This is a genomic window from Flavobacterium bomense, assembly GCF_003970355.1.
Genome location: NZ_RYDJ01000078.1, coordinates 1 through 1,578, shown reverse-complemented (window position 1 = coordinate 1,578; position 1,578 = coordinate 1). Strand labels below are relative to the sequence as shown.

1 protein-coding gene is annotated in these 1,578 nt (G+C 35.6%); it reads left to right on the top strand.

From position 1 onward, the window contains the following. Position 1: 1 nt before the first annotated feature. Entirely contained in the window at positions 2–1,417 is a 1,416-nt protein-coding gene (locus EKL98_RS15650) for a GH3 auxin-responsive promoter family protein (RefSeq protein ID WP_233589461.1), read from the top strand. The last annotated feature ends 161 nt before the right edge of the window (positions 1,418–1,578 follow it).

Below are 1,578 nucleotides of genomic sequence, written 5' to 3'. Positions count from 1 at the left end.
GATTCGAGCAGCCGAAAATACGGTTGTTGGTAAGAAATACGATTATGATTCTATTCATTCTTACGCAACTTTTACAGAAAGAGTACCCGTTTCTACTTACGAAGAATTGCAGCCTTTGATAGAACGCACCCGAAAAGGGGAGCAAAATGTTTTTTGGGAAACCCCCATAAAATGGTTTGCCAAATCCAGTGGAACGACCAATGCCAAAAGCAAATTCATCCCTGTAAGTCCAGAAGCGTTGGAAGATTGTCATTACAAAGCAGGCAAGGATTTGTTGTGTATGTACTTGAACAACAACGAAAATTCCGAAATGTTTTTGGGCAAAAGCCTTCGTCTTGGCGGAAGTGCCCAAATTTATGAAGACAACAATACTTCTTTTGGCGATTTATCGGCCATTTTAATCGAAAACATGCCACTTTGGGCAGAATTTAGTAGTACGCCAAATAAGGAAATTTCGTTGATGAGCGATTGGGAAACAAAACTTCCCGCGATAATCAACGAAGTCAAAAACGAAAATGTAACCAGTTTTGCAGGTGTTCCTTCGTGGCTATTGGTTTTAATGAACAAATTACTCGCAGAAACGGGTAAAGGAAATTTACTTGAATTTTGGCCTAATCTCGAAGTGTATTTTCACGGTGGTGTTAATTTTGAACCGTATCGAGAACAATATCAAAAGATTTTACCTAAAAAAGATTTTAAATACTACGAAATATACAATGCTTCCGAAGGATTTTTTGCGATTCAGGATTTGAATTATTCTAGCGATTTATTGTTGATGTTGGATTATGGCATTTTCTATGAATTCATTCCAATGGATACCTTTGGAACACCAGATCAAAAAACCGTTCGATTAGCGGATGTGGAACTTTTTAAAAATTATGCCATCATCATCACCACCAATTCCGGTTTGTGGCGTTATATGATTGGCGACACGGTGCGTTTTACTTCCTTGAGTCCTTATAAAATTCGGGTAACTGGAAGAACCAAACACCATATTAATGTTTTTGGCGAAGAGCTAATGGTCGAAAATACGGATCAAGCCATTGCCAAAGCCTGTCATATTACTAGAACCGAAATAGTAGATTATACCGTTGCTCCCGTTTTTATGAAAGACAAGGAAAAAGGTGCACATGAATGGATTATCGAATTCAAGAAAAACCCAGATGACCTTGCTCATTTCCAAAAAGTATTGGACGAAACTTTGCAATCCTTAAATTCGGATTATGAGGCGAAACGTTACAATAATATGACTCTGAATCCTTTGATAATTAATCTTGCCAGACCGAATTTATTTTACGATTGGTTGAAAGAAAAACATAAATTAGGCGGTCAACACAAAATTCCAAGATTGTCGAACGAAAGAGATTATTTGGAGCAATTAAAAAAAATGCAGTCGGAAGTTTTTGGTTTAAAATAAATCCCTAATTTTATCATTATGAAGAAAATAACAATAAATATTGAAAAAAAAAATATTCGTTCTTTTTAGAATTGATAAAAAGTATGGACTTTATATCTATTGAAAACGAGGAAGATTGGTATGAAAACCTTTCGTCTTCAGAGAAAAAAAACATTCAAAAA